This window comes from Variovorax ureilyticus (genome assembly GCF_050632185.1).
GTDB lineage: Bacteria > Pseudomonadota > Gammaproteobacteria > Burkholderiales > Burkholderiaceae_C > Variovorax > Variovorax ureilyticus_A.
Genome location: NZ_CP192579.1, coordinates 739,694 through 761,200, shown reverse-complemented (window position 1 = coordinate 761,200; position 21,507 = coordinate 739,694). Strand labels below are relative to the sequence as shown.

General features: G+C 66.6%; 15 protein-coding genes and 3 pseudogenes. 9 read left to right on the top strand and 9 right to left on the bottom strand.

Going from position 1 to position 21,507, the window contains the following annotated elements; translation table 11 throughout:
• Positions 1 to 5: 5 nt before the first annotated feature.
• The 8 genes from ubiB to serA all read right to left on the bottom strand — a co-directional run bounded on the left by ubiB (position 6) and on the right by serA (position 10,203).
• Positions 6 to 1,571, bottom strand: coding sequence for a ubiquinone biosynthesis regulatory protein kinase UbiB (ubiB, locus tag ACQ858_RS03620; protein ID WP_431275450.1), 1,566 nt, complete (start codon positions 1,569 to 1,571; stop codon positions 6 to 8).
• Positions 1,568 to 2,122: a ubiquinone biosynthesis accessory factor UbiJ gene (locus tag ACQ858_RS03615; RefSeq protein WP_431275449.1), complete on the bottom strand. Its 555-nt coding sequence runs from the start codon at positions 2,120 to 2,122 to the stop codon at positions 1,568 to 1,570. The genes ubiB and ACQ858_RS03615 overlap by 4 nt, the downstream gene beginning before the upstream one ends.
• Positions 2,123 to 2,258: 136 nt before the next feature.
• The gene (locus ACQ858_RS03610; protein WP_431275448.1) at positions 2,259 to 3,299 is read right to left on the bottom strand and encodes a Tim44 domain-containing protein; all 1,041 of its coding nucleotides are present in this window, start codon (positions 3,297 to 3,299) and stop codon (positions 2,259 to 2,261) included.
• A 35-nt stretch (positions 3,300 to 3,334) separates the two neighbouring features.
• Positions 3,335 to 4,066 (bottom strand): bifunctional demethylmenaquinone methyltransferase/2-methoxy-6-polyprenyl-1,4-benzoquinol methylase UbiE, encoded by a 732-nt coding sequence (gene ubiE, locus ACQ858_RS03605; RefSeq protein WP_431275447.1) that lies wholly within the window; start codon positions 4,064 to 4,066, stop codon positions 3,335 to 3,337.
• A gap of 74 nt (positions 4,067 to 4,140) precedes the next feature.
• Complete coding sequence (locus ACQ858_RS03600; protein WP_431275446.1) at positions 4,141 to 4,554, bottom strand: gamma-butyrobetaine hydroxylase-like domain-containing protein; 414 nt, start codon at positions 4,552 to 4,554, stop codon at positions 4,141 to 4,143.
• Positions 4,554 to 4,994, bottom strand: coding sequence for an HIT family protein (locus ACQ858_RS03595; RefSeq protein WP_431275445.1), 441 nt, complete (start codon positions 4,992 to 4,994; stop codon positions 4,554 to 4,556). Before ACQ858_RS03595 ends, ACQ858_RS03600 begins: the two co-directional genes overlap by 1 nt.
• A 2-nt stretch (positions 4,995 to 4,996) precedes the next feature.
• Positions 4,997 to 8,887 (bottom strand): DUF3683 domain-containing protein, encoded by a 3,891-nt coding sequence (locus ACQ858_RS03590; RefSeq protein ID WP_431275444.1) that lies wholly within the window; start codon positions 8,885 to 8,887, stop codon positions 4,997 to 4,999.
• A gap of 86 nt (positions 8,888 to 8,973) precedes the next feature.
• A complete protein-coding gene (gene serA, locus ACQ858_RS03585; RefSeq protein ID WP_431275443.1) occupies positions 8,974 to 10,203 on the bottom strand; it encodes a phosphoglycerate dehydrogenase in 1,230 nt (409 codons plus the stop codon).
• Between the two features lie 161 nt (positions 10,204 to 10,364).
• Here serA and ugpB point away from each other — a divergent pair, with 161 nt between their 5' ends.
• From ugpB to ACQ858_RS03555, 6 genes and pseudogenes are all read left to right on the top strand, one after another.
• On the top strand, positions 10,365 to 11,678 hold the full coding sequence (gene ugpB, locus ACQ858_RS03580) for a sn-glycerol-3-phosphate ABC transporter substrate-binding protein UgpB (RefSeq protein ID WP_431275442.1): 1,314 nt from the start codon (positions 10,365 to 10,367) through the stop codon (positions 11,676 to 11,678).
• A gap of 83 nt (positions 11,679 to 11,761) precedes the next feature.
• Positions 11,762 to 12,642, top strand: a pseudogene (gene ugpA / locus ACQ858_RS03575) (sn-glycerol-3-phosphate ABC transporter permease UgpA).
• Between the two features lie 48 nt (positions 12,643 to 12,690).
• Positions 12,691 to 13,540, top strand: a pseudogene (ugpE, locus tag ACQ858_RS03570) (sn-glycerol-3-phosphate ABC transporter permease UgpE).
• A 22-nt stretch (positions 13,541 to 13,562) separates the two neighbouring features.
• Positions 13,563 to 14,570, top strand: coding sequence for a sn-glycerol-3-phosphate ABC transporter ATP-binding protein UgpC (gene ugpC / locus ACQ858_RS03565; protein WP_431275441.1), 1,008 nt, complete (start codon positions 13,563 to 13,565; stop codon positions 14,568 to 14,570).
• Positions 14,567 to 15,355 (top strand): glycerophosphodiester phosphodiesterase, encoded by a 789-nt coding sequence (gene ugpQ / locus ACQ858_RS03560; protein ID WP_431275440.1) that lies wholly within the window; start codon positions 14,567 to 14,569, stop codon positions 15,353 to 15,355. Before ugpC ends, ugpQ begins: the two co-directional genes overlap by 4 nt.
• Positions 15,356 to 15,394: 39 nt before the next feature.
• Positions 15,395 to 17,815 (top strand): DUF3772 domain-containing protein, encoded by a 2,421-nt coding sequence (locus tag ACQ858_RS03555; RefSeq protein WP_431275439.1) that lies wholly within the window; start codon positions 15,395 to 15,397, stop codon positions 17,813 to 17,815.
• Between the two features lie 4 nt (positions 17,816 to 17,819).
• Here ACQ858_RS03555 and ACQ858_RS03550 read toward each other — a convergent pair whose 3' ends face one another.
• A complete protein-coding gene (locus ACQ858_RS03550; protein WP_431275438.1) occupies positions 17,820 to 18,098 on the bottom strand; it encodes a hypothetical protein in 279 nt (92 codons plus the stop codon).
• Positions 18,099 to 18,170: 72 nt separating this feature from the next.
• Between ACQ858_RS03550 and hemA the strand changes: the two are divergent.
• The 3 genes and pseudogenes from hemA to prmC all read left to right on the top strand — a co-directional run bounded on the left by hemA (position 18,171) and on the right by prmC (position 21,484).
• Positions 18,171 to 19,456 (top strand): annotated as a pseudogene (gene hemA, locus ACQ858_RS03545) (glutamyl-tRNA reductase).
• A gap of 82 nt (positions 19,457 to 19,538) precedes the next feature.
• The gene (prfA, locus tag ACQ858_RS03540; RefSeq protein WP_431276777.1) at positions 19,539 to 20,633 is read left to right on the top strand and encodes a peptide chain release factor 1; all 1,095 of its coding nucleotides are present in this window, start codon (positions 19,539 to 19,541) and stop codon (positions 20,631 to 20,633) included.
• The gene (gene prmC, locus ACQ858_RS03535) at positions 20,630 to 21,484 is read left to right on the top strand and encodes a peptide chain release factor N(5)-glutamine methyltransferase (RefSeq protein ID WP_431275437.1); all 855 of its coding nucleotides are present in this window, start codon (positions 20,630 to 20,632) and stop codon (positions 21,482 to 21,484) included. The genes prfA and prmC overlap by 4 nt, the downstream gene beginning before the upstream one ends.
• Positions 21,485 to 21,507: the final 23 nt, after the last annotated feature.

Below are 21,507 nucleotides of genomic sequence, written 5' to 3'. Positions count from 1 at the left end.
CCAAATCAGAAAAGACGCACGCGCACCAGCACCTGCATCGCAAGCAATCCCAATACAAAACCCATGCCACCGTAGATGATTGCCTGCAGGAGGCGGTTGGTCCGCTTCTGGGCGGCCAGCAGTTCGAGCAGTTCGCGCCGGTGGTCGGCGGGGCGATTCTCCAGGAAATCGTGCATGAGGCGCGGCAGCTGGGGCAGCAATTTGGCGTACCGCGGCGCTTCGGCGCGCAATTGTTCGAACAGCTTGCGTGGGCCGATCTGCTCGCTCATCCACTTTTCGAGGAACGGCTTGGCGGTGTTCCAGAGATCCAGCTCGGGGTCGAGCTGCCGGCCCAGCCCCTCGATGTTGAGCAGCGTCTTCTGCAGCAGCACCAGTTGCGGCTGGATCTCGACGTGGAAGCGGCGCGAGGTCTGGAAGAGTCGCATCAGCACCATGCCGAGGGAGATCTCCTTGAGCGGCCGGTCGAAGTAGGGCTCGCAGACCGTGCGGATCGCGGCTTCGAGCTCGTCGATGCGGGTGCCGACCGGCACCCAGCCGCTTTCCAGGTGCAGCTCGGCCACGCGCTTGTAGTCGCGCCGGAAGAAGGCCACGAAGTTCTGCGCGAGGTACTCCTTGTCGGACTCGGTCAGCGTGCCGATGATCCCGAAGTCGAGCGAGACATAGCGGCCGAAGGTCTCGGGCTCGAGGCTCACCTGGATGTTGCCGGGGTGCATGTCGGCATGGAAGAAGCCGTCGCGGAAGACCTGCGTGAAGAAGATCGTGACGCCGTCGCGCGCGAGCTTCGGGATGTCGACGCCGGCCGCGCGCAGGCGGTCGAGCTGCGCGATCGGCACGCCCTTCATGCGCTCCATCACGATCACCTCGGGATGGCAGAAGTCCCAGAACATCTCCGGGATCAGCACCAGCTCGAGCTGGTCCATGTTGCGGCGAAGCTGGGCCGCGTTGGCCGCCTCGCGCACGAGGTCGAGTTCGTCGTGCAGGTACTTGTCGAACTCGGCGACCACCTCGCGCGGCTTCAGCCGCTTGCCGTCGGCGGAGAGGTTCTCGACCCACCCCGCCATCACGGCCATCAGCGCGAGGTCCTTTTCGATGATGTCGCGCATGCCCGGGCGCAGCACCTTGACCGCGACCTCGCGCACGGTGCCGTCGGGCGTACGCAAGGTGGCGAAATGGACCTGCGCGATCGACGCGCTCGCCACCGGCGTCTCGTCGAACTCGACGAAGACCTCGCCCACGGGCCGCCGGAAGGCGCGCTCGATGGTCGCGATGGCCACCTTCGAGGGGAAGGGCGGCACCCGGTCCTGCAGCCACGCGAGTTCGTCCGCGATGTCGGGCGGCAGCAGGTCGCGGCGCGTCGACAGCACCTGGCCGAATTTCACGAAGATCGGACCGAGCCGCTCCAGGGCTTCCCGCAGGCGCTGACCGCGCGGGGCATCGAGATTGCGGCCGAACGAGACGATCCGGGCCACCACGCGAAGCCAGGGCTTCTGGAGGCTCGTGAGCACGAGTTCGTCGAGGCCGTAGCGAAGCGCGACCCAGACGATGAAGATGCCGCGATAGATGCGCCTCATTCGGCGCCCGCGGAGCCACCGGCCTTGCCGGAACGCTCGCCGACAAAGCGGCGCAGTGCGTCCACCACCCGGCGTGCACCGGTCGCGATCGTGTGCGCCGGCACGTCGCCGATCAGGCGGGCAAGGTCGTCCTCGACGTCCCACCGCACATGGTCGACGAGCCAGTTGACTTCCGCTGCCAGTTGCACGTCGCCCTCGATGCGCACCGCCGGCTTCTCACCGCTGAACGCGGCCCGGGCAAGGCCGAAGGGCGATTCCTCCGTCACGGTCACGGTGAGCTCGGGCTCGGCGCCCTCGGGGGCGAGATCCAGCAGCCCGGCGGGCGTCGCGACAAACCTCATGGTCACGAAGCGCCATTGGAAAAGCGCCACCCTGCCCTGCTGGCGTATCAGCCGCTGCTGAGCCTCCGGCTCCTGTTGCAGGACGTGGTTCAGGAAGAGCACCGTCCGGTGCTGGATTTCGCGAATCGCCCAGTCCGGCGGCTGCATGCGGCTGCTGACGCGATTGAACAGGTCGTCTAAAAAAGAAAAAGGGGACGATGGTGTAACCATGTGCCGATTATCGGCTCACCCCCAGCCTCGCCCACTGCGTGTGGCTCGGGCACCCCCTTCCAGGGGCAACACCTGCGGCCCGGCGAAGCCGGTTCCGCGGTGTTTCACCAACAGGCCTGGCTGCGCCGGTCCGCGTTCATTGCAAGGCTTGTACGCCTGCCACCAGCCACCCGCCGCCGGTGGTGGGCTTGGTCATGTTCCAGACTTCGCGGAACGGGCTCGGGCCGGCGGAAATGTCCTCGCGGATCATTCCGGAGAACTCGACACTCGCCAGATAGGCGTCCGGCAGTTCCTCGATGCCCAGGAGCTTTGCGTCGAGCATCACGACCTCGGTCTTGTTCGGCTGGCCACCGGTGTGGCTCTCACGCTCCGCCAGTTGCTGGCGGATCTCGCCGACCATCTCATCGGTCATCATCGAACGCAGCGAGCTGATGTCCGCGCGATCCCAGGCGTCCTGCAGGGTGACGAAGTTGCGCTTCGCGGCAGCGAGGAAGCCATCGGCGTCGAAGCCCGCCGGGATGCCCCAGGACTGCGATCCCGCCAGGGCCGACCCGATCATGCTGCCACCGGCAGCGGCGGCACCGGCCATCGACGAACCGGCCGGGTGATCGAGCTGCTTCGCAGGGGTCGAATCGAAAGGCACGTGGTTGCGTTCCCACGGCCGGGCCGAGGCATCGTTGCCGACGTTCCTGGGGCTGTACTGCGCCGGTGCCGTCGCTTCGGCAGGACTGCCGGCGCCCTGGAACGCAAAGCCGCCGGTGCGCGGTGCGGCCGTGCCTCGCGAGCGCGCGGCAAAGACACGCCATACGACTAGCGCGGCCAACGCCAGCAGGAGAATCAGCAGGACGTTGCCGAAGGCGGCACCGAGACCGAGGGAATGGGCAAGCCACGCAAGGCCGAGGCCCGCGGCGAGGCCGCCGAGCATGCCCGCCCAGGGGCGCTTGGGTGCTGCAGGCGCGGTTTGCGGCGCAGCCGGCGCCGGCTTCGTCGTGGTGTTGTTCGCGTTCTGGGCGGGTGCGCCAGACTGTGCGGGCGCCGCCGGCGGTGTTGCCTGACGCTGGGTCACATTGCTCGACTGCTTGCCGAACGACTTCCCGCCACCCAGGCGTGCAGCGTCGGCATCGATGCTCACGACGGCCAGCGCACACACCAGCATGACGGACCACAAATTCTTCATGACGTCTCCTCTACGGCAAACAAAACAACTCGGACTCAGCACTTGATTCCAACATGCAGCGCGACGACACCGCCGGTCATGTTGTGATAGTCCACATGCCCGAAACCGCCCTCCTTCATGAGGGTCTTGAGTTCTTCCTGGCCGGGATGCATGCGGATCGACTCCGCGAGATAGCGATAGCTGGCGTCGTCGCCCGCGACGACCTTGCCCAGGCGCGGCAAGACGCTGAACGAGTACCAGTCGTAGACCTTCTCAAGCGGCTTGGCGACCTTCGAGAACTCGAGCACCAGCAGCTTCCCGTGCGGCTTGAGCACACGGTTCATCTCCTTGAGCGCGAGGTCCTTGTGGGTCATGTTGCGCAGACCGAAAGCGACGGTGACGACATCGAAGTAGTTGTCGGGGAAAGGCAGCTTCTCGGCGTCGCAGACCATGGTGGGCAGCACGACACCGGCATCCAGCAGGCGGTCGCGGCCGGTACGCAGCATGGCCTCGTTGATGTCGGTGTGCACGACCTGGCCCGTGGCGCCGACCTTCTTCGCGAAAGCGAGCGCGAGGTCGCCGGTGCCGCCCGCGATGTCGAGCACCTTCGAGCCTTCGCCCACGTTCGCCACCATGATGGTGTAGGCCTTCCATGCCCGGTGAAGGCCCATGGACATGAGGTCGTTCATGAGGTCGTAGCGCGAGGCGACCGAGTCGAACACGCCGCGCACGCGCCGTGCCTTGTCGCTCTCTTGGACCGATTCGAATCCGAAGTGGGTGGTAGTCATCCGCTCGATGTTAGGCCGGAAGCGTTCACTCTGCGCCGACGACCCCGTGGGGACACCGGGCATTTCTCACTGGATCAGTGGCTGCCGCAGGCGTGTCCGCCCTTCTCGGGCATTGGTGCGTCGCGATCGACTCCCGCAGCGGCGAGGCGCTTTTCGTACTCGGCCCACAGCTCGTCCTGGCGCGCGCCGAGGTCGTAGAGCAGGTCCCACGAGAAGATGCCGCTCGCGTGGCCGTCGCTGAAGGTGGGCTGCACCGCGTAGTTGCCGACGGGCTGAAGATCCAGCAGCTCGACGTCGCGTTTGCCGGTCTGGAGCACTTCCTGACCCGGGCCGTGGCCCTGCACTTCCGCCGAGGGCGAATAGATGCGCATCAGCTCGAAGGGAATCCTGAAGACCGCGCCGTCGGAAAAGCCGATCTCCAGCACGCGTGAGCGGCTGTGCACGGTGATCGATTTCGGCGTCGGTGCGCCTGCCTGCAAACCTGCCATCAGAAACTCCTGCTCGAGAGGCGCCGGACTATGTCGCGCTCGATCGCGGGCAGCGCCGCCTCGATGGCTGCTTCGCGCGCGGCATCGCGTTTGCGCTGCGCGGGCGCCCACACCGCCGCAGGAAAGTGCGTGTCCCAGTCGAAGCGCGCAATCACGTGCCAGTGAAGATGCGGAACCATGTTCCCAAGTGCCGCGAGATTGATCTTGGCCGGTGCCAGCGCATCGCGCAGGCACTGCTCCACGACCGCGACGGCCTCCATGCAAACGCCGCGATCCTCAACCGAAAGATCGGACCACTCCGCGACATGCTCCTTCCACACCACACGATAGAACGCGGGGAAGCCCGCTTCCGCCGCGTGGATCACTCGGAACTTCGCGGCTTGGTGGACGAGACGTCCGCCGGTTTCGTCACACAGCGGGCAGCCTTCGACGCGCTTCATCGTCACACCAGTACGCGCTCGATGCCGCCCTGGTTCGCGGCGGCCACGTAGTCGGGCATCCAGTTCTCGCCGAGGATGCGATTCGCCATCTCGACCACGATGTAGTCGGCTTCGAGCAGGCCGTTGTTCAGGTCGTTGCCGTAGCGGCTCAGGCCCTGCAGGCAGCTCGGGCAGCTGGTCAGGATCTTGATGTTGCCTTCGGGCGCGACCTTGCCAGACGCACGCAATGCCGACTCGCCCTTCTGCAGCTCCTCTTCCTTGCGGAAGCGGATCTGCGTCGAGATGTCCGGCCGGGTCACGCCGAGCGTGCCGGATTCGCCGCAGCAGCGGTCGCTCTTGAGCACGTTGTCGCCGACCAGCGCCTTCACCGTCTTCATCGGCTCCTGGAGCTTCATCGGCGTGTGGCAGGGATCGTGATAGAGGTAGCCCGCGCCACCCGCATCGCCCAGCGTGATGCCCTTTTCGAGCAAGTACTCGTGGATGTCGACGATGCGGCACCCCGGGAAGATCTTGTCGAACTGGTAGCCCTGGAGCTGGTCATAGCAGGTCCCGCAACTCACCACCACGGTCTTGATGTCGAGATAGTTGAGCGTATTGGCGACGCGATGGAAGAGCACCCGGTTGTCGGTGATCATCTTCTCGGCCTTGTCGTACTGCCCGCTGCCGCGCTGCGGGTAGCCGCAGCACAGGTAGCCCGGCGGCAGCACCGTCTGCACGCCGGCATGCCACAGCATGGCCTGCGTGGCGAGACCGACCTGAGAGAAGAGCCGCTCCGAACCGCAGCCCGGGAAGTAGAACACCGCCTCGGTGTCAGGCGTGGTCGCCTTCGGGTCGCGAATGATCGGCACGTAGTCCGCGTCCTCGATGTCGAGCAGCGCGCGGGCCGTCTTCTTGGGCAATCCACCGGGCATCTTCTTGTTGATGAAGTGGATCACCTGCTCCTTGATCGGCGCCGGGCCGAGCGTGGCGGGCGGCGCCGCAGTCTGCTTCTTCGCGAGGCCGCGCAGCACGTCGTTGGCGAAACGCTGCGCCTTGAATCCGATGTCGACCATGCCGGTGCGCATCGCCTTGATGGTCTGCGGATTCGTGGCGTTGAGGAAGAACATCGCCGCCGCGTTGCCCGGCCGGAAGGACTTCTGGCCCATCTTGCGCAGCAGGTTGCGCATGTTCATCGACACGTCGCCGAAGTCGATCTTCACCGGGCACGGCGTCAGGCATTTGTGGCAGACGGTGCAGTGGTCGGCCACGTCCTCGAACTCTTCCCAGTGCTTGATGCTCACGCCGCGCCGCGTCTGCTCTTCATAGAGGAAGGCCTCGACGAGCAGCGAGGTCGCCAGGATCTTGTTGCGCGGCGAATAGAGCAGGTTGGCGCGCGGCACGTGCGTGGCGCACACCGGCTTGCACTTGCCGCAGCGCAGGCAGTCCTTCACGCTGTCGGCGATCGCGCCGATATCGCTCTGCTGCATGATGATCGACTCGTGCCCCATCAGGCCGAAGCTCGGCGTGTAGGCATTGGTCAGATCGGCGTGCAGCGCGCGGCCGCGCTCCGCGAAGCCCGCGTTGTCGCGCAGCAGCTTGCCCTTGTTGAAGCGGCCTTCCGGGTCCACGCGGCGCTTGTAGTCCGCGAAGGGCTGCAGCTCGTCCTCGCTCAGGAATTCGAGCTTGGTGATGCCGATGCCGTGCTCGCCCGAAATCACGCCGTCGAGGCTGCGCGCCAGCACCATGATGCGGCCCACCGCCTCGTGCGCCGTCTGCAGCATCTCGTAGTTGTCGCTGTTGACCGGGATGTTCGTGTGCACGTTGCCGTCGCCGGCGTGCATGTGCAGCGCGACCCACACGCGGCCCTTGAGCACGCGCTTGTGGATGGCATTGCACTCGGCCAGGATCGGTGCGAATTCCGCCCCCGTGAAGATCGACGCGAGCGGCTCGCGGATCTGCGTCTTCCAGCTCGCGCGCAGCGAATGGTCCTGCAACTGCGGGAACAGCGTGTCGACGCTGTCGAGCCAGCCTTGCCACAGCGCACGCACCTCGGCCACCAGCGCAACGGCCTGCGCCACGCGGTCTTCCAGCAGCTCGGCCGTGGGAATGTCGTTCGCGTCGTCACTTTTGCCCAGCGGCAGGTTGCCGCGCGCGAGGAACGCTTCGAGTTCGTCGGCGAGCGCAATCTTGTTGCGCAGCGACAGCTCGATGTTGATCCGCTCGATGCCGTCGGTGTACTCGGCCATCCGCGGCAGCGGGATCACCACGTCTTCGTTGATCTTGAAGGCGTTGGTGTGGCGGCTGATCGCGGCGGTGCGCTTGCGGTCGAGCCAGAACTTCTTGCGCGCCTCGGGGCTGATCGCGATGAAGCCCTCGCCGCTGCGCGAATTGGCGATGCGCACCACCTCGGAGGTGACACGCGCCACCGCATCGGCATCGTCGCCGGCGATGTCGCCGAAGAGCACCATCTTCGGCAGGCCACCGCCGTGGCGCTTGGACTTGGTCGCGTAGCCAACCGCCTTGAGATAACGGTCATCGAGATGCTCGAGGCCCGCGAGCAGCACGCCCGAGCGCTTCTGCTCGGCGAACATGAAGTCCTTGATCTCGACGATGCTCGGCACCGCGTCTTTGGCGTTCCCGAAGAATTCGAGGCAGACGGTGCGGGTGTGCGCCGGCATGCGATGCACCACCCAGCGCGCGCTGGTGATCAGGCCGTCGCAGCCCTCCTTCTGGATGCCCGGCAGGCCCGAGAGGAACTTGTCCGTCACGTCCTTGCCGAGGCCTTCCTTGCGGAAGCTCCTGCCAGGGATTTCCAGGCGCTCGGAACGCAGCGCGGTCTTGCCGTCGGCCGCGAAGTACCGCAGTTCGAAGACCGCGCTTTCGGCGTCGTGGATCTTGCCGAGGTTGTGGCCGACGCGCGTGACTTCGAGCCACTCAGCCTGCGGCGTCACCATGCGCCACGAGGCGAGGTTGTCGAGCGCCGTGCCCCAGAGCACCGCCTTCTTGCCGCCCGCGTTCATCGCGACATTGCCGCCCACGCACGAGGCTTCGGCGGAGGTGGGATCGACCGCAAAGACGAAGCCCGCGCGCTCCGCCGCATCGGCCACGCGTTGCGTGACGACGCCGGCCTCGGTCCAGATCGTCGGCACCGGTGCATCCAGACCCGGCAGGGAGACCATCTCGACCTCGGTCATCGACTCGAGCTTTTCGGTGTTGATGACCACGCTGTTCCACGTCAGCGGAATCGCACCGCCCGTATAGCCGGTGCCGCCGCCGCGCGGAATGATGGTCAGGCCGAGCTCGATGCAGCCCTTGACCAGGCCCGCCATCTCGGCCTCGGTATCGGGCGTGAGCACGACGAAGGGGTATTCGACGCGCCAGTCGGTCGCATCGGTCACGTGCGACACGCGCGACAGCGCGTCGAACTTGATGTTGTCCTTGGCCGTCAGCCGCCGGAGCGTGCGCGTGGCCTTGCGCCGCAGCGCCGCGACGTCGCGGAACAGGGTGTCAAAGGCGGCAATGGCCCGGGCGACGAGGTCGACCAGCTCGCCCACCAGCGCGTCGCGCTGCGGATCGCTGTCGGGCGTGCGGCGCTTCTGCACTTCGGAGAGGCGGTGATTGAGCGCGTCCACCAGCTGGCCGCGCCGGCGCGGGTTGTCCAGCAGGTCGTCGACCAGATAGGGATTGCGCTGCACCACCCAGATGTCGCCCAGCACCTCGTAGAGCATGCGGGCCGAGCGGCCGGTGCGGCGCTCGGATCGGAGGGTCTGCAGCAGTTCCCAGCCCCGTTCGCCAAGCAGGCGGATCACGATCTCGCGATCGGAGAAGCTGGTGTAGTTGTATGGGATCTCACGCAATCGCGCGGGCTCTGCGGCCTGCGACAACAACGCCGTCAACGCGGTCGGAGCATTCATCGGGGAGTCGGCCTCGGTCGGGCGCTGCGCGCCCCTGAACCAGGGGCATGGATTTTAAGGCAGCCCCGAAGGGCCTTGCAGGCGGGTCAGAACAGCACGCGGCTGCGGATGGTTCCGGGTACTTTGGCCAGCTTTTCGAGCGCCAGGTCCGAGGAGGCCGCATCGATGTCCGTCACGACGTAGCCGACCTTCTCGTTGGTCTGCAGGTACTGGGACGCGATGTTGATGTTGTTGTCGGAGAAGATCCGGTTGATCTCCGACAGCACCCCCGGCACGTTGCGATGGATGTGCAGCAGCCGGTGCTTGCCCGGGTGAGCCGGCAGCGCCACCTCGGGGAAGTTGACCGACGAGGTCGAGGTGCCGTTGTCGCTGTACTTGACCAGCTTCTCGGCCACTTCGAGGCCGATGTTGGCCTGCGCCTCCATGGTCGAGCCGCCGATGTGCGGCGTCAGGATCACGTTGTCCAGCCCGCGCAGCGGCGACTGGAATTCGTCCTTGTTGCTGCGCGGCTCGACAGGGAAGACGTCGATCGCGGCGCCAAGCAGCTTGCGCTCCTTCAGCGCCGCGGCGAGCGGCTCGATCTCGACCACCGTGCCGCGCGAGGCGTTGATCAGGATCGCGCCCGGCTTCATCGCGGCGATCTGGGCCGCGCCGATCATCCATTGCGTCGCCGCCGTCTCCGGCACGTGCAGGCTCACGATATCGCTCAGGGAGAGGAGTTCATCGAGGTCCCTCACCTGCCGCGCGTTGCCCAGCGGCAGCTTGGTCACGACGTCGAAGAACACGACCTGCATGCCCAGCGCCTCGGCGAGCACCGAGAGCTGCGCGCCAATCGAGCCGTAGCCGACGATGCCCAGCGTCTTGCCGCGTATCTCGAAGGCGTTGTCCGCCGACTTGAGCCAGCCGCCGCGGTGCGCGACGGCGCTCTTCTCGGGCACGCCGCGCAGCAGCAGGATGGCCTCCGCCAGGACGAGTTCGGCCACGGAACGGGTATTGGAGAAAGGCGCGTTGAACACGACGACGCCATGCTCGCGCGCGGCATCGAGATCGATCTGGTTGGTGCCGATGCAGAAGGCGCCCACCGCCACGAGTTTGTGCGCGGCGGCGAACACATCCGCCGTCAGCTGCGTGCGCGATCGGATGCCGAGGAAGTGCACATCGGCGATGCGGGCCTTGAGCTCCGCGTCCGGCAAGGCACCCGGGAGCGCCTCGACGTTGGTGTAGCCAGCGGCACTCAACACCTCGACCGCCGAAGGATGGATGCCTTCGAGCAGGAGGAACTTGATCTTGCTTTTGTCGAGGGAGGTCTTGCTCATGGACCCGGATTGTGCAGTGCGACAAAGAGGCCTGCAGCGGAGAGTCCGGAAAAGGGTTTTCCCGCTTCGTAGGGCCCGGACAGGCAGGAAAGAATGTGACGCTGCCGTGTCACATAGACCACCTAGCATCCGCGCTTTTGATTTCTATAGAGAGAGTTCTCATGCGATTCAAGACCCTCGCCTTGGCAGCCGCCTCGGCACTGGCCGCGACATTGACAATGCCGGTCCAGGCCCAAACCGAGATTCAATGGTGGCATTCGATGGATGGCGGGTTGAACGACTGGGTCAACGACCTCGCCAAGGGCTTCAATGAGAGCCAGAAGGAGTACAAGGTCGTCCCCACGTACAAGGGCGAATACGACCAGTCGCTCGCCGCCGGCATCGCCGCCTTCCGTGCCGGCAATGCGCCGGACATCCTGCAAGTCTACGAGGTCGGCACGGCCACGATGATGTACTCCAAGGGCGTGGTGAAGCCCGTGGCCGAGTTGATGAAGGAGGCCAACGTTCCCTTCGACCCCAAGGCCTACATCCCCGCGGTCGCCGGCTACTACACCGCGCCGAACGGCCAGATGATGTCCTTCCCATTCAACAGCTCGACGACCGTCTTCTACTACAACAAGGATGCGTTCAAGGCTGCGGGCCTGGACCCCGAGAAGGCCCCCGTCACATGGCCGGATGTCGTCTCGTTCGCGGCGAAGCTCAAGGCTTCGGGCAATGCCTGCCCCTTCACCACCTCGTGGATGACCTGGGCGCAGCTGGAAAGCTTCTCCACCTGGCACAACGTCTCCTACGCAAGCAAGAACAACGGCTTCGATGGACTGGACGCCCGGCTGGAATTCAACTCGCCGCTGCACGTGCGCCACTTCGAGAACCTGGCCAACATGTCCAAGCAGGGCCTGTTCGCCTACAAGGGCCGTTCCAGCAAGGCGACCTCGGCCTTCACCTCGGGCGAATGCGCGATGTTCATCGGCTCGTCTGGCAGCTACGCGGCGATCAAGAAGGACGCCAAGTTCCAGTTCGCGGAATCCACCCTGCCTTACTACCCCGATGTGGCCGGTGCACCGCAGAACACCATCGTCGGTGGCGCCAGCCTCTGGGTGATGACGGGCAAGAACGCCGACCACTACAAGGGCGTGGCCAAGTTCTTCCAGTACCTGTCGGATCCGAAGATCCAATCCGCGAGCCACATGCGCACGGGCTACCTGCCCATCACGACCGCGGCTTACGAGCTGACGCAGAAGTCGGGCTTCTACCAGGAAAATCCGGGCACGGACGTCGCGGTGAACCAGATGATCCGCAAGACCACCGTCAAGTCGCGCGGCGTGCGCCTGGGCAACTTCCCGCAGATCCGCGCCATCCTCGATGAGGAAACGGAACAGATCTGGAGCGGCAAGAAGACCGCCAAGGAAGCCCTGGACAGCGGAGTGAAGCGCGGCAACGAGCTGCTGGCGAAGTTCCAGGCCGCGAACAAGTAAGCTGGCGGCCTGACTGACCGACGCGGATTTTCCGCCCCAAGGCGACCGGCGCCCTGGGGCGTCTGCGCAACACGTATCCCGCAATGGAAAAACGCGTCCTCTTCCGCTCGACCTCGTTGCCGTGGGCTCTGATCGCCCCCCAGTTGATCATCGTCGGCGTCTTCTTCTTCTGGCCCGCCGCCCAGGCGCTGATCCAGTCGATGCAACAGCAGGATGCCTTCGGCTCCTCCATCACCTGGGTCGGGCTGGACAACTTCCGCAGCCTCTTCGCGGACGAAACCTACCTCGCGTCGTTCAGGATCACGCTGATCTTTTCCGCGCTGGTGGCCGTGTGGGGCCTCGGCATCTCGCTGGTATTGGCCGTCTTTGCCGACCGGGTGATCGGCGGCGCCACCTTCTACAAGACCATCCTGATCCTGCCCTATGCGGTGGCGCCGGTGGTCACGGGCGTCTTGTTCGCCTTCATGTTTTCTTCCTCCTCGGGGTGGTCGCCTACTGGCTGCGCCAGGTCGGAATCGACTGGAATCACCTGCTCAATGCCAACGACGCGATGGCGCTGGTGGTGATGGCCGCCGTCTGGAAGCAGATTTCCTACAACTTTCTCTTCTTCCTCGCAGGCCTGCAGTCGATTCCCAAATCTCTGATCGAGGCTGCCGCGATCGACGGCGCCCGCCCGCTGCGGCGCTTCTGGACCATCCAACTGCCGCTCCTTTCGCCCACGACCTTCTTCCTGTTCGTGATCAACATGGTGTATGCCTTCTTCGACACCTTCGCGATCATCGATGCCGTGACCCAGGGAGGGCCAGGCAAGGACACGGCCATTCTGGTCTATCGCGTCTACTTCGACGGCTTCCGGGGCATGGACTTCGGCAGCGCTGCCGCGCAGTCCGTGGTGCTGATGGCGATCGTCATCTCGCTCACCATCCTGCAGTTTCGCTACGTCGAGAAGAAGGTCCATTACTGATGCAAGCCCTTCACCTGCGAACCCCGCTTGCGCCATCGGAGCTGTTGCGTGGTTGAACGTCGCCCCCTCCTCAACCTGCTGGCGCATGCCGTGATGATTCTGGGCGTGCTCCTGATCGCATTCCCGATCTATCTCGCATTCGTCGCATCCACCCACACGGCGCAGGAGATCATCCAGGTGCCGATGCCGCTGCGCCCTGGCAGCAACTTCTGGGCGAGCTACCAGTGCGGCGCTGACCGGAGGCGGCCGCACCAGCGGCGGCGGTTCCGTATCGCGAATGATCTGGGTCAGTTTCGTCGTGACCTTCATCATCACCTTCGGCAAGATCTTCATCTCGCTGCTGTCGGCTTTCTCGATCGTCTACTTCCGGTTTCCGTTTCGCAATCTGTGCTTCTGGCTCATTTTCATCACCCTGATGCTGCCGGTGGAAGTTCGCATCGGGCCGACCTACCAGGTCGTCGCCAATCTGGGAATGATCAACACCTACGCCGGCCTCTCGATTCCGCTGATCGCCTCCGCCACGGCCACCTTCCTGTTCCGGCAGTTCTTCCTGACGGTTGCCGACGAACTGGTCGAGGCGGCGCGGATGGACGGCGCAGGGCCGATGCGATTCTTCTTCGACATCCTGCTCCCCCTGTCGACCACCAGCATCGCTGCGCTGTTCGTGATCCAGTTCATCTACGGCTGGAACCAGTACCTTTGGCCCCTCATTGCCGCGACCAGCGAGGACATGTACCCCGTGGTCGTCGGCATCAAGCAGATGATCGGCAACGGAGAAGCGGCGGTCGACTGGAACGTGGTCATGGCGACGGCGATCATGGCCATGCTGCCGCCAACCGTCGTCGTGGTGCTGATGCAGCGTTGGTTCGTCAAGGGCCTCGTCGACACCGAGAAATGAACTCCCCGAGCCCACTTAATCCATGGCTGCAATCTCACTACGCAACGTCATCAAGCGCTACGGCAAGGGTCCGAAGGCGAACCAGGTCATTCACGGCGTCAGCGCCGAGGTCAACGCCGGCGAGTTCGTCGTCATCGTCGGGCCCTCGGGCTGCGGCAAGTCGACCTTGTTACGCATGGTGGCCGGTCTCGAAGAAATCAGCGCCGGAGAAATCTTCATCCGCGACCGCCTGGTCAACCACCTCGAACCGGCGGAGCGCGACATCGCGATGGTGTTCCAGAACTATGCGCTCTACCCGCACATGTCGGTGTTCGACAACATGGCCTACGGCCTGAGGATCGCAAAGGTCCCCGTGCCCGAGATCAAGGCTCGCGTCGACAAGGCGGCCAAGATCCTGGAACTCGGCCACCTGCTGACCCGCAAGCCGCGCGAGCTCTCCGGCGGTCAGCGGCAGCGCGTCGCGATGGGCCGCGCGATCGTCCGGCAGCCACAGGTGTTCCTGTTCGACGAACCGCTGTCGAACCTCGACGCCAAGCTGCGCGCGCAGACCCGCCTGGAGATCCAGAAGCTGCACCGCGAAATCGGCGTCACCTCGCTCTTCGTCACGCACGACCAGGTCGAGGCCATGACGCTCGCGCAGCGCATCATCGTGATGAACGGCGGCGTGATGGACCAGTTCGGCACGCCGGAGGAGGTGTATTCGCGCCCAGCGACCACCTTCGTCGCCAGCTTCATGGGCTCGCCGCCGATGAACCTGCTGAAGCACGCGCCGGGCGTGCGGACGGGAATGATCCTCGGCATCCGGCCCGAACACTTGGCGCTCGGCGCCAGCGGCTGGTCGGTACAGGTCGAGTACGTGGAAATGCTGGGGGCCGAACGGCTGATCTACGGCCGCATCGGCGAAGAGCAACTGGTCATGCGCGCCGACGAAAGCCAACCGCCGCCGGTCGCAGGCGACACCCTCAAGATCGCCGCGCGGCAAGACAAGCTGCACTGGTTCGACGCCGGCTCCGGGAAGCGCGCCGCATGAGCGGCGCCGGACCGAGCCGCGAGGGGCCGGGCATCGGGGCAAGCATGAACCCCTGGCCCTACCCGCGCTGGATCGCGCATCGCGGTGCCGGCAAGCTGGCGCCCGAGAACACGCTGGCCGCCTTCCGGCTCGGCGCGGAGCATGGCTTTCGGATGTTCGAGTGCGATGCGAAGATCAGCGCCGATGGCGTACCCTTCCTGCTGCACGACGCGACGCTCAAACGCACGAGCAACGGACGCGGCGTCGCCGGCGACCAGCCGTGGTCCGCGCTGTCGCAACTCGATGCCGGCAGCTGGCATTCGCGCCGATTTGCCGGCGAGCCGCTAGCGACCCTCGAAGCCCTCATCCGCTTTTGCCTGGCCAACCGCCATGCGCTCAACATCGAGATCAAGCCGACGCCCGGCCTCGAACGCGAGACCGGCGAGGTCGTCGCGCACCGGGCGGCGCAGGGGTGGTCCGACGCGACGCTGCCGCCGCCGCTGCTCACCTCCTTCCAGCCCGCCTCCCTGCGCGGCGCGATGGCGACGCAGCCCGAGCTGCCACGCGGCCTGCTGCTCGACACCCTGTGGGACGGCTGGCTCGACACCGCCCTGCAACTCGGTTGCAGGGCGATCGTCTGCAATTACGCGCTGTGGGACGTGCAGACGGTCGCCAGCGTGCATGCCGCCGGCCTTCGCGCCCTGAGCTACACCGTCAACGACGAGTGGGTGGCCGAGCGGCTGACCGCGCTCGGCACGGACGGGATCATCACGGACCGGGTCGACAGGTTCAGCCCGGCCGGCTGACGCTTCCGGCGGCCGGCGGATGCCTTCTATGATGAAGTGATGAGCTGGTTCCCCCGCCTCGCGGCCCTGCTGCTGGCCGCCTTGTTTTGCTGCGCCTCGTTCGCCCAGGCCGACTCCCAGCGGGTCGAGCCCACGATCGCGGCGCTGCGCGCCGAACTCGAGAAGATGCCGACGGTGGTCGAGAGCTCGGACGATGTGAGCGCCCTGATCGCGCAGCTCAACAGCATCACCGCCGCGACCGAGAAGTTCATCGCCTCTCGCACCAGCGCACTCAACGACCTCAATGCACGACTCGGAGAGCTCGGACCCGTGCCGGCCGGAGGCGCCGCGGCCGAAACACCCGACATCACGCGGCGACGCGCCACGCTCACCAAGGAACGCAACGCCGTCGACGCCGACATCCGGCTGGCCCGGCTCGTGGCGGTCGATGCCCGGCAGCGCGCGACCGATCTGCTCGCCAAGCGCAGAGCCACCTTCGAAGCGCAGCTCACCGAGCGCGCCCCCACGCCGCTGGGACGGGAGTTCTGGGGCGATCTCGCCGAAGCGTGGTCCGGCGACGTCGACCGGCTCCAGGCGCTCGGTTCGGAACTCAAGGACAGCGCGGACGTGGCGACGCAGCCCGAGCACATCACGGCGGTGGTCTTCAGCCTGATCCTCGCCGTCCTGATCGCACTGCCCGGCAACTGGCTTGCAGAACGCGCACTCACCCAGCTTGCGGCGCGCATCCTTCCGTCGGGTCGATTGAGACGCTCGCTGCTCGTGATCGCCATCGTCGCGGCCAACGTCCTCCTGGTCTTCCTGGCCGTCCGCAGCGTGTACACGACCTTCGAGTTGCACGGCGTGTGGGGCGACCAGACGCGAAGGCTCGGGGATGCCATGGTGCAGGCGAGCATCTTCATCGCCTTCGTGGTCGGGCTCGGCCGAGCGCTGCTGTCCAACGGACATCCCTCGTGGCGGCTGCCGCCGATACCGGACGCGCTGGCGGCGCGGCTGGCGCCCTTCCCCTGGCTGATGGCCCTGGTCGCGGCGCTGGTCTGGCTGCCGACGCAAGTGAATGCCGTCGTGGAAGCCAGCTTCGCGGCCGTGGTCGCAGCCCATGTCGTGGTGGCGCTGGCGCTCAGCGGCATGATCGGCGCCATGCTCCTGCGCCTGCGCGCCTCGCAAGCGGCGCCGCAGGAAGCAACGGCCGCCGCCGCTGCGGCGCAGGAAGAAGCGGAGCGCCCCCTCTGGGTGGGCATCGTGCTGGGCCTGGTCGCGCTGATCCTGGTCGTGATCTGGGTGCTGGTGGCCATCGGCTACGTCGCGATGGCGAGCTTCCTGGCGCTGCAGCTGAACTGGTCGTGCATCGTTCTGGCGGCGTTCTACGTGCTGTTCAAGTTCGCGGACGACCTCTTCATGGCGGTGGTCTCGTCGCACAGCAGCTTCGGCCAGCGGCTGCAGGCGAGCTTCGGGCTCGCGTCGAGGACGCTCGATCAGGCGGCGGTCGCGCTGTCGGGCCTGAGCCGCGTCGCGCTGTTCTTCTACATGCTCATCGCGCTCGCGCAGCCTCTGGGCACGAGCCCGGGCGAGGTCTTCCAACGCAGCGGCAAGTTCGGCACCGGTGTGACGGTCGGCGAGATCCAACTGGTGCCGAGCGCGATCTTCAGCGCGGTGGCCGTGCTGGTCGCGGGCTTCATCGCCTTGCGCATCCTGAAGAACTGGCTGGACCGGCGATTCCTGCCGACCACGGCGCTCGAACCGGGCATGCAGAGCTCGATCACCACGCTGCTCGGCTACGTGGGCGGCATCACGGTGATCGCGTTCGCGCTCTCCGCGCTGGGCATCGGCATCGAGCGCATCGCCTGGGTGGCGAGCGCGCTGTCCGTGGGCATCGGCTTCGGCCTGCAGGCGATCGTGCAGAACTTCATCTCGGGGCTGATCCTGCTGGCAGAGCGGCCGGTCAAGGTCGGCGACTGGGTGGTGCTGGGCAATGCCGAGGGCGACATCCGGCGCATCAATGTGCGGGCCACAGAGATCCAGCTCGGAGACCGCTCCACAATGATCGTGCCGAACTCGGAGTTCATCACCAAGACCGTGCGCAACATGACGCTGGCCAACGCGGAAGGCCGCGTGCTGATCCGGTTGCCGATGCCGCTGACCACCGACGCGACGCGCGCGCGGGACGTGATCCTCTCGGCCTTCTGCAACCACCCCGGCGTGCTGTCGACCCCGGCGCCGAGCATCACCCTGGAAGGGGTCGAGGTCGGCTTCCTCATCTTCCAGGCGGTGGCCTATGTACAGAGTCCGCGCATCGCCGGCACGATCCGCAGCGACTTGCTGTTCGCGATCCTCGACGGCCTGCGCGAGGCCGAGCTCCCGATGGCCGCGTATCCGGGGATACCGTCGGCGACCGGTGCACCAGCCCCGGCGCCAGCGGTAGCCGCTCCTGCCCCGGGAATCCTGCCCGGCACCACCGCCTAGCGGCTCAGCGCCGCCAGGCGCCGGAGACAAGCCATTGGCTGGTGGCGCATGCGACCACCAGCGCGGCATAGGTCGCCATCCGGCCGTCCTGCCCGAAGACGACCAGACCCGCCGCCAGCACGGCGATGCCGACCCCGAAATTGACGGTGCCCTGCACCCACCAGGCCATCCGCTGGCCCGGCGGCCGCAGGCCGAACCGGCCGAGCAGCGCGCACAGGAAGCCGACGGCAAAGGCCGGGGCGATGAAGTTGAGGAGGTGGTCGAGGAAGTCCAGCGGGGCCATGCGAGTCGGCGCGCAACGGGCATTTCGGGATGCCTGGGCGTCTGCGGGCGGCGGATTTTATAATCCCGGGCTATGTCAGTCTGGGCCTTGGGCTTGAACCACACGACCGCGCCGCTCGACCTGCGCGGTCGTTTTGCGTTCGCCATCGACCAGATCGCCCCCACGCTGCACAGCCTGCGGCACTCCTTCGGCTCCAGCCGGCATCCGGACGTCGAGGCCGCCATCATCTCGACCTGCAACCGCACCGAGATCTACTGCGCGGCCGAACACCTCGCACTCGACCACACCGTCGACTGGCTGGCCCAGAGCGGCGGCGTTTCACCGGCGCTGCTGCGCTCGCACGCCTACACCCTGCACGACGACGAGGCCGCGCGTCACGCCTTCCGCGTCGCAAGCGGGCTGGATTCGATGGTCCTCGGCGAAGCGCAGATCCTCGGCCAGATGAAGGACGCCGTCCGCGCGGCCGAAACCGCCGGATCGCTCGGCAGCACGCTGAACCAGCTGTTCCAGCGCTCCTTCGCGGTCGCGAAGGAAGTCCGCACCGCCACTGAGATCGGCGCCCATTCGATCAGCATGGCCGCCGCCGCGGTCCGGCTTGCCGGCCAGCTCTTCGAGGATCTCCAGCACACGCGCGTCCTCTTCGTGGGCGCCGGCGAGATGATCGACCTCGCGGCGACGCATTTCGCCGCCAAGCAGCCCAGATCCATCGTGATCGCCAACCGCACGCTGGAGCGCGGCGAAAAGCTCGCTTCGCGCTTCGGCGGCGAAGCCATGCGCCTGGCCGAGCTGCCGGCCCGTCTGGCCGAGTTCGACATCGTCGTGAGCTGCACCGCGAGCACGCTGCCGCTGATCGGCCTCGGCGCGGTGGAACGCGCGCTCAAGCTGCGCAAGCATCGCCCGATGTTCATGGTCGATCTGGCCGTGCCGCGCGATATCGAGCCCGAGGTCAGGGCGCTCGAAGACGTCTACCTCTACACCGTCGACGATCTGGCGCAGGTCGTGCAGCAGGGCCATGCCAACCGGCAGGCCGCGGTGGCGGAGGCTGAGGTCATCATCGACGCGGGCGTGCAGAGCTTCATGCACTGGCTCGACCAGCGCGGCACCGTGCCGCTGATCCGCCAGCTCAATGCGCAGACCGACGAATGGCGCGCGACCGAACTGGCGCGCGCGCGCAAGCTGCTGGCCCGGGGTGAAAGCGTCGACGCCGTGCTCGAGGCGCTGTCGCGCGGCCTCACGCAAAGATGCTCCACGGCGCGATGGCCGAACTGCATGCAGGCGATGCCACCGCGCGCGAGCACACGGCGCAGGCGATCTCCCGCCTCTTCCTGCGCAACGACCCGCGCAACAAAGAGCGTTAGCGACGCCCGTTGCTTCCGGCGCTGCGCGCCGACCCGCCGTTGCCGCAGCGCCTGCGGTCAGCATCTTCCGTAATCTGCCCCGATCTCCCGTGAAACCCTTTTGCGTCACCAGCTCGAGCGCTATGCGCAACGCCTCGGCGAACTCGATTTCCTGCTCTCGCGCGAGGACATCATGTCCGACATGGCGCAGTACCGCACCATCTCGCGCGAGCATGCGGAGGTGACGCAGATCGCCGGCCGCTACAGCCGCTACAAGCAGCGCGAAGCCGACCTCGCCGCCGCGCGCGAGATGCTCGAAGACCCCGACATGGCCGAGATGGCGCAGGAGGAGATCGCGAGCGCCGAAGCGGAGCTGGTGCAGCTCGAGGACGAACTCCAGCGCCTGCTGCTGCCCAAGGACCCGGACGACGCGCGCAACGCCTTCCTCGAAATCCGCGCCGGCACCGGCGGCGACGAATCCGCGCTGTTCGCCGGCGACCTGCTGCGCATGTACACCCGGTATGCCGACCGCGCGGGCTGGCGCTGCGAAATCGTGAGCGAAAGCGAAAGCGAACTTGGCGGCTACAAGGAGGTCGTGGTCCGCATCGTGGGCGACGATGTCTTCGGCCGGCTGCGGTTCGAATCGGGCGGCCATCGGGTGCAGCGCGTGCCGGCGACCGAAACGCAGGGCCGCATCCACACCAGCGCCTGCACCGTCGCCGTGCTGGCCGAACCGGACGAGGCGCAGGCCGTGCAGATCAACCCGGCCGATCTGCGCATCGACACCTTCCGCGCGAGCGGCGCCGGCGGACAGCACATCAACAAGACCGATTCGGCGGTGCGCATCACGCACATCCCGACCGGCATCGTGGCCGAATGCCAGGACGACCGCAGCCAGCACCGCAACAAGGCCAAGGCGCTGCAGGTGCTGTCGGCGCGCATCCAGGAAAAGGAACGCAGCGAGCGTGCCGCCAAGGACGCCGCACTGCGCAAGGGACTCGTCGGCAGCGGCGACCGCAGCGACCGGATCCGCACCTACAACTTCCCGCAGGGACGGCTGACCGACCACCGCATCAATCTCACGCTCTACAAGCTGCTCTCGATCATGGAAGGCGACCTCGGCGAAGTGCTGGACGCGCTGAAGGCCGCGCGCGAGGCCGAGCAGCTTGCGGAGCTCGAAGCCAGCTTGCCGGCGTGACGTCCACCGACCCGCTCTCCCCCACGACGCCGGCCGCGATGCTGTCCGCGGCGGCGTCCATGGGCGTCGACCGGCTCGATGCCCAGCTTCTGCTGCTGCATGTGCTCGGGCGGCCATCGACCGATCGGGCCTGGCTGCTCGTGCACGACACCGATCCGCTCGACGACGCGATCTGGCCGGCCTACGCGCGCCTTTGCGCCCGCCGCAAGGCCGGCGAGCCGGTGGCCTACCTGGTCGGGGAAAAGGAGTTCCATGGCCTGCGCCTGCAGGTCGACCGCCGCGTGCTCGTGCCGCGCCCCGATACCGAAACGCTGGTCGAGTGGGCGCTCCAGTGCATCGACGGACGGGCGGCGCCGTCGGTGCTCGACCTGGGCACGGGCAGCGGCGCCATCGCACTCGCGATCCAGAACGCGCGGCACGATGCCAGGGTCACGGCGGTCGACGCCAGCGCAGAGGCCCTGGCGGTCGCGCGCGGCAACGCCGAGCGCCTCGGGCTGCCAGTGCGCTTCCGGCAAGCAAACTGGCTTGACCGTGCGGATGCGGGCTATGACCTGATCGTGTCGAACCCACCGTACATCCCCCGCGACGACATCCATCTTGCGGCGCTGCAGCATGAGCCCCAGGGCGCACTCGTCTCCGGCGACGACGGTCTCGACGACATTCGCCGCATCGTCGATGCCGCCCCGGCGCACCTTGCCGCCGGCGGGTGGCTCCTGCTCGAACACGGCTACGACCAGGCCGAAGCGGTCCGGCAACTGCTCTCGCAGCGCGGCTTTGCCGAAACCCAAAGCCGCGACGACCTCGCCGGCATCGCGCGATGTTCCGGCGGGATCTGGCGTGCGGTGAAATAATCCGCCCAGCCCAATTTCAGGAG

Bases quoted from the DNA above. Each gene is read 5' to 3' on its own strand.
- ubiB (WP_431275450.1), bottom strand. From the start codon at position 1,571: ATGAGGCGCATCTATCGCGGCATCTTCATCGTCTGGGTCGCGCTTCGC.
- ACQ858_RS03615 (WP_431275449.1), bottom strand. From the start codon at position 2,122: ATGGTTACACCATCGTCCCCTTTTTCTTTTTTAGACGACCTGTTCAAT.
- ACQ858_RS03610 (WP_431275448.1), bottom strand. From the start codon at position 3,299: ATGAAGAATTTGTGGTCCGTCATGCTGGTGTGTGCGCTGGCCGTCGTG.
- ubiE (WP_431275447.1), bottom strand. From the start codon at position 4,066: ATGACTACCACCCACTTCGGATTCGAATCGGTCCAAGAGAGCGACAAG.
- ACQ858_RS03600 (WP_431275446.1), bottom strand. From the start codon at position 4,554: ATGGCAGGTTTGCAGGCAGGCGCACCGACGCCGAAATCGATCACCGTG.
- ACQ858_RS03595 (WP_431275445.1), bottom strand. From the start codon at position 4,994: ATGAAGCGCGTCGAAGGCTGCCCGCTGTGTGACGAAACCGGCGGACGT.
- ACQ858_RS03590 (WP_431275444.1), bottom strand. From the start codon at position 8,887: ATGAATGCTCCGACCGCGTTGACGGCGTTGTTGTCGCAGGCCGCAGAG.
- serA (WP_431275443.1), bottom strand. From the start codon at position 10,203: ATGAGCAAGACCTCCCTCGACAAAAGCAAGATCAAGTTCCTCCTGCTC.
- ugpB (WP_431275442.1), top strand. From the start codon at position 10,365: ATGCGATTCAAGACCCTCGCCTTGGCAGCCGCCTCGGCACTGGCCGCG.
- ugpC (WP_431275441.1), top strand. From the start codon at position 13,563: ATGGCTGCAATCTCACTACGCAACGTCATCAAGCGCTACGGCAAGGGT.
- ugpQ (WP_431275440.1), top strand. From the start codon at position 14,567: ATGAGCGGCGCCGGACCGAGCCGCGAGGGGCCGGGCATCGGGGCAAGC.
- ACQ858_RS03555 (WP_431275439.1), top strand. From the start codon at position 15,395: ATGAGCTGGTTCCCCCGCCTCGCGGCCCTGCTGCTGGCCGCCTTGTTT.
- ACQ858_RS03550 (WP_431275438.1), bottom strand. From the start codon at position 18,098: ATGGCCCCGCTGGACTTCCTCGACCACCTCCTCAACTTCATCGCCCCG.